This is a genomic window from Kitasatospora sp. NPDC059722 (assembly GCF_042733235.1).
In the GTDB taxonomy this organism is placed as follows: Bacteria; Actinomycetota; Actinomycetes; order Streptomycetales; family Streptomycetaceae; genus Kitasatospora.
Map to the genome: position 1 here is coordinate 60,355 of NZ_JBHWGD010000023.1, position 5,010 is coordinate 65,364.

At 73.5% G+C, this 5,010-nt stretch carries 5 protein-coding genes; 2 read left to right on the plus strand and 3 right to left on the minus strand.

Features of this window, described 5'->3' with window-relative positions; genetic code table 11:
* Window positions 1-440: 440 nt before the first annotated feature.
* Window positions 441-1,043, minus strand: coding sequence for a dihydrofolate reductase family protein (locus ACFV4F_RS17365; protein WP_380503270.1), 603 nt, complete (start codon window positions 1,041-1,043; stop codon window positions 441-443).
* Window positions 1,044-1,233: 190 nt separating this feature from the next.
* Between ACFV4F_RS17365 and ACFV4F_RS17370 the strand changes: the two genes are divergently transcribed.
* The gene (locus ACFV4F_RS17370; protein ID WP_380446197.1) at window positions 1,234-2,430 is read left to right on the plus strand and encodes a M20 family metallopeptidase; all 1,197 of its coding nucleotides are present in this window, start codon (window positions 1,234-1,236) and stop codon (window positions 2,428-2,430) included.
* Window positions 2,431-2,508: 78 nt separating this feature from the next.
* On the opposite strand, the gene ACFV4F_RS17375 is transcribed toward ACFV4F_RS17370, so the two are convergent.
* Together ACFV4F_RS17375 and ACFV4F_RS17380 are read right to left on the minus strand one after the other, a co-directional pair.
* Window positions 2,509-3,021, minus strand: coding sequence for a hypothetical protein (locus ACFV4F_RS17375; protein WP_380503273.1), 513 nt, complete (start codon window positions 3,019-3,021; stop codon window positions 2,509-2,511).
* A 123-nt stretch (window positions 3,022-3,144) separates the two neighbouring features.
* Window positions 3,145-4,029 carry a lipase family alpha/beta hydrolase gene (locus ACFV4F_RS17380; RefSeq protein WP_380503276.1) on the minus strand — a complete coding sequence of 295 codons (885 nt, stop codon included), beginning with the start codon at window positions 4,027-4,029 and terminating at the stop codon, window positions 3,145-3,147.
* Window positions 4,030-4,185: 156 nt separating this feature from the next.
* On the opposite strand from ACFV4F_RS17380, the gene ACFV4F_RS17385 reads away from it, so the two are divergent.
* Window positions 4,186-4,812, plus strand: coding sequence for a TetR/AcrR family transcriptional regulator (locus ACFV4F_RS17385; RefSeq protein ID WP_380503279.1), 627 nt, complete (start codon window positions 4,186-4,188; stop codon window positions 4,810-4,812).
* Window positions 4,813-5,010: the final 198 nt, after the last annotated feature.

Consider the following 5,010-nt stretch of genomic DNA (forward strand, 5'->3'; position numbering starts at 1 on the left):
CGGGGCTTCGGAGCGCGTTCCCCCAGGCCCGCCCCCGGGCGGGGGCCCGGCGGGGGGGGGGGTCGCACGGCGGGGATCGGCGCAGGGGCCGGGCCGGACGAAGCGGCGAGAAGCCCGTGCGCACGCGGCCGGCGCCGAGCGGGGTAGCGCTCGGTGTTACCGGACGGTGGTGGCGACCGCGACGGCGACAGCGACGATCCGCGGCCGACTATGCGGCGGGCGGTCGTGATGGCGTGTCGAGCGGTGCATGCCCATCATCAAAGCCCGGGGGACGGCCCGGGGCAAGCGCCTTCACCCGCCCTGACGAAGCACTGATGCGCTGCTGACGGGTCCTTGACGCCACCACGTCATGCCACCACTTCATGCCACCACGTCACGCCCCCGCGCAGGAAGTCGACACGGCCGACTCCTGCGTGCGGGGAGGCGGACGGGACCGGCGGCTACGCCCCCTCGGCGGGGCCGTAGACGACGTGCAGGACGCCCGTCCGGAAGGCCTCGCAGCTCAGCAGCGTGAGCGGGAGCGGCGTGGCGGAGTCGGCGAACAGGCGCTGCCCGTGGCCGACCGCGATCGGGTGGACGAACAGGTGGAGCTCGTCGAGGAGCCGGGCGGCCAGCAGTTGGCGGACGACGGAGACCGAGCCGGACATCGCGACGGCACCGCCGGGCCCGCTCTTCAGCTCGGTGACGGCCTCGACGAGGTCGCCCCGCAGCTGCTCGGAGTTGCGCCAGGTGAACGTCAGCGGGGAGTGCGACACCACGAGCTTGCGGGCGTCGCCGAGCGCCTTGGCCATCCGGGACAGCTGGGACACCTCGGCGACCGCCGCCGCGACGTCGCCCGCGTCGACCGGGCCGCTCTCCCGGGAGGGCCACGCCCCGGCGAAGTTCTCGTAGGTGGCGCGGCCGAACAGGAGGGTGTCCGCCGAGCCGAGCCGGGCGTTGACGGCCGCGCCCAGCTCCTCGTTGTAGTACGGGAAGTGCCACCGGTCCGGCGCTTCCACGACGCCGTCGGCGGCGATGAACAGGCCGGCGGTGATCTTCCTCATGAGGTGCTCCCTACGAGCTCGGTGTCGGTCGTCCCGTCAGGTTGGACCGGTCGCGGCGCCGGAACTCATCGGCGCGCGGCGAAGAGCCTGGAGGATCCGGTCTTCCTTCGCCGACGGGTCGTCGGCCGGGCGTGGGGTGGGTATGCTCCCCGCCGCACGACCCGGACTCGGACTCGCTTCGGAGGTACCCGTGGCCCCGCACGACTCCCTGTACGACGACGCGCTCGCGCTGGCCCCGGACCTGGTCCGGCTCCGCCACGACCTGCACCGCCTCCCCGAGGTGGGCCTCGACCTGCCGCGCACCCAGGAGCGCGTGCTGGCGGCGCTCGACGGGCTGCCGCTGGAGATCGGCCTCGGCGGCGCGCTGACTTCGGTCACGGCGGTGCTGCGCGGCGCCCGCCCGGGGCCGACGGTGCTGCTGCGCGGCGACATGGACGCCCTGCCGGTCGCCGAGAAGGCCCCGGTGCCGTTCGCCGCCGGGAACGGTGCCATGCACGCCTGCGGACACGACCTGCACACGGCGATGCTGGCCGGTGCCGCGCACCTGCTGGCCGCGCGGCGCGAGCGCCTCCAGGGCGACGTGGTCTTCATGTTCCAGCCGGGGGAGGAGGGGTGGGACGGCGCGGGGGCCATGCTCGCCGAGGGCGTGCTGGACGCGGCCGGCCGACGCCCTGCCGCCGCCTACGGCGTGCACGTGGTGGCGACGATGCCGCACGGGGAGTTCACCGCCCGGCGCGGCCCGATGATGGCCGCGTCGGCCTCGCTGCACGTCACCGTCCACGGCGCGGGCGGACACGGCTCGGCGCCGCACCGGGCGAAGGACCCCGTTCCGGCGGCCTGCGAGATGGTCACGGCCCTGCAGACCATGGTGACCCGCCGCTTCGACGTGTTCGACCCGGTGGTGATCACCGTCGGGCTCTTCCGGGCCGGCACGCGGCGCAACGTGATCCCCGAGACCGCCCGCTTCGAGGCGACCGTGCGGACGTTCTCCGCCGAGGCGCAGTCCCGGGTCGCGGAGGCGGCCGTCGAGCTGGTCGGGTCCGTCGCCGCCGCCCACGGGCTGCGGGCGGAGGCCGAGTTCCGTCCCGAGTACCCGGTGACGGAGACCGACGCGGCCGAGACGGACTTCCTGGCGGACACCGTCCGGGAGGTGTTCGGCGAGGAGCGCTTCCGGACGATGGCGAACCCGCTGACCGCCTCGGAGGACTTCTCCAGGGTCCTGAACGCCGTCCCCGGCTCGTTCGTGATGCTCGGCGCGGCCCCGAAGGGGAGCGACCCCGGGGACCGGGCCCCCAACCACTCGCCGTACGCGGAGTTCGACGACGAGGTGCTCGCCGACGGCAGCGCGCTCTACGCCGAACTCGCCGTCCGCCGCCTGGCGGTGTGACCGGGGCGGGTCCCGTCGGCGACGGCGGGACCCGTGGGCCACGGCGGGTCCCGTGGGCAACGGGACCCGCCCCGGGAGTCAGGTGCAGTGCACCGAGCCGGCCGCGACGACCCCGGCGCCGGAGAAGTCCCACGTCGGGGTGTCCCCCCAGCACTGGTGACCGCCGGCGTTGAAGTTCATGCTGCCGTGGTAGCGGCGGTCGTTGTGCACGTTCGGGGCCACCTTGATGAACCCGGAGTCCCACCACCAGCTGCCGGCGTTGGGCTGGGGCGAGCCGGCGTTCGACGCGTGGTCCGAGCTGGACTTCACGTCGATCAGGCCGTTGTGCCAGTTGCCGTTGACGAAGTTGGTGTTCCAGATGTTGACCTCGGTGTACGCGACCTTGTTGGTGGGATCGCAGTAGTTCCAGGCCAGGTAGAGGTTGCCGATCGTCCGCCCACCGGCCCGGATGTACTGGCCGCCGCCGAGGACGGCGGCACAGGACGTGGAGCCGGCGTGTGCCGTGCCGGTGCCGACGACGGCGAAGGTGAGGCTGGTGGTGATGACGGCGAGGGCGGTGGATGCCGCGCGCACGCGGGCGCCGATGCGCATGATCCCCCCTGTACGGGAGTCTGTGAGGTGACTGGGTGCCACCTGACGGCTACACGTCATGCTCGCACCGGGCCCGCCCCTGGTCCAGAGCCGTCACGGGCTGACCGCGTGGCCGCGTTGGTCTCAGACGCCGAAGTCGAAGAAGGGGAGGCAGACGAACGGTGCGGCGTGCGCGGGATCGAGCCCGTTCAGGACCAGTTGGGTCACGTTGGGGTCGACGGCCTGGCCGACGTGCCCGGTGAAGTCCAGTCCGCAGACGTCCTGGAGGACGATGTTCGTGGTGTTCGGCCCGTCGAGCAGGCCGCTCGTGTACGGGGTGACGACCTGGTCGTAGCGGGAGACGATGCTGGTGTAGACGGGGCCGGGCACGGCCACCGGCCCGTCGTCGAGCTTCGTCAGGAAGGCGGAGCCGGGCAGGAAGTCCGCGCAGGCGCCGCAGCCGATGCCGTCGAGGATCGCCTGGAGGTGGATGGCGGAGGCGAGGGCGCCCAGGCCGTCGAGGGTGGTGCCCTGGAAGTTGGAACCGAAGCCGACGAAACGGTCGACCTTCGCGGCGCCGCCGAGGACCTTCATGTAGTAGGCGGGGACGGTGGTGCCCTCGGAGTGGCCGACGATGTCGACCTTCGCGGCACCGGTGGCGGCGCGGACCCGGTCGACGAAGGCGCCCAGCTCCGCCGCGCTGCCGGCCATCGGGGCCAGGCCACCCGCGAGGGGCCCGAGGACGGTCTGCCCGTACGTCTCGGAGTACGCGCAGTAGCCGTGGGCGACGAGGGCCGGGGCGAGGGTGAGGAAGTTGTCCACCCCGTTGCCGCCCATGCCGTGGACCAGCACGACGGGCTCGGGGTGCGCGGCGCTCGGGCGGCAGGACCAGTCGTTCCAGCCGGAGTCGGGGATGGAGGAGGTGGAGGCGGAGGGAGCGGTGGGGGCGGCCGAGGCGGTGGGGGCGGCGACGGCGACGGTCAGCGCGCAGACGAGCGCGGCGACGGTGCTCCTGAGTCGGTTGCGCATGGGGGAACTCCCTTGGGGGTGGAGGGGGTGCGACCCGATGTGAAAACGATGCGCTTCACATGTGGCCCTACCGGAGAGTAGGAGTAACTCAGGTACACGACAAGGGATCTGACAACGGCTGTTTTCAAAGATCCACGCGGCCGCGATACTTGGTGCATGAGAGCCGGAAGTCGCTATCGGGGCCGGAGCGTCGACGAGCGCCGCGAGGAGCGGGAGCGCCGACTGCTCGACGCCGCACTGGAGTTGATGGGTGGCGAGCCCGGCTACCGGGGGACCACCGTGGCGGCTCTCTGTGGCGCGGCGGGACTGTCGACACGTCAGTTCTACGAGCACTTCCGGACATTGGAGGAGGTGCTCACGCGCATGTACGTCTCGGTGAACGACCGGGCGGAGGCGGAGGTGCTGGCGGCGCTGGGCGCACTCGACCCGGCGGCGGCACTGTCCGCCCGGGTCCGGGCCGGCCTCGGCGCCTACGCGCGGGTGACGGCGGGCGACGCCCGCTGGGCGCAGATCGCCTACGTCCAGATCGTCGGCGTCAACCCGACGCTGGAGCGGCTCCGCGCCGACCGCCGCGCGCGCTGGGCCGCACTGCTCGCGGCCGAGGCGGACCAGGCCGCCGGTCGCGGCGAAGTGGCCGGCCGGGATTGGACGTTGACGACCGCGGCCTTCATCGGCGCGGTCAATGCGCTCCTGCACGACTGGGCCGCGGGCTACGTCGCGGCCGAGTTCGACGAGGTCGTGGTCGAGCTGACGGACCTGCTCCTGGCCCGGCTCACCTACTGACCGATGGCCGGCTTCGGGCCCAGGTGGTTTTTTGGGCGGCACGTCGTGGTCCGACGGCTTCCGAAGCGCACCGCCCTCCCGCGCCGCCCCCCCCCCCCCGGGGGGGGCCCCCGGGGGGGGGGGGGGCCGGGCGGGGGCCCCCCCCCCACTCGACTTAAGGGGGGTGGCGGGGGGGCCACGGGGGGGGGTGCCGGCGCG

Coding starts and splice junctions, on each gene's coding strand:
- ACFV4F_RS17365 (WP_380503270.1), bottom strand. CDS start 1,043: ATGAGGAAGATCACCGCCGGCCTGTTCATCGCCGCCGACGGCGTCGTG.
- ACFV4F_RS17375 (WP_380503273.1), bottom strand. CDS start 3,021: ATGCGCATCGGCGCCCGCGTGCGCGCGGCATCCACCGCCCTCGCCGTC.
- ACFV4F_RS17380 (WP_380503276.1), bottom strand. CDS start 4,029: ATGCGCAACCGACTCAGGAGCACCGTCGCCGCGCTCGTCTGCGCGCTG.
- ACFV4F_RS17385 (WP_380503279.1), top strand. CDS start 4,186: ATGAGAGCCGGAAGTCGCTATCGGGGCCGGAGCGTCGACGAGCGCCGC.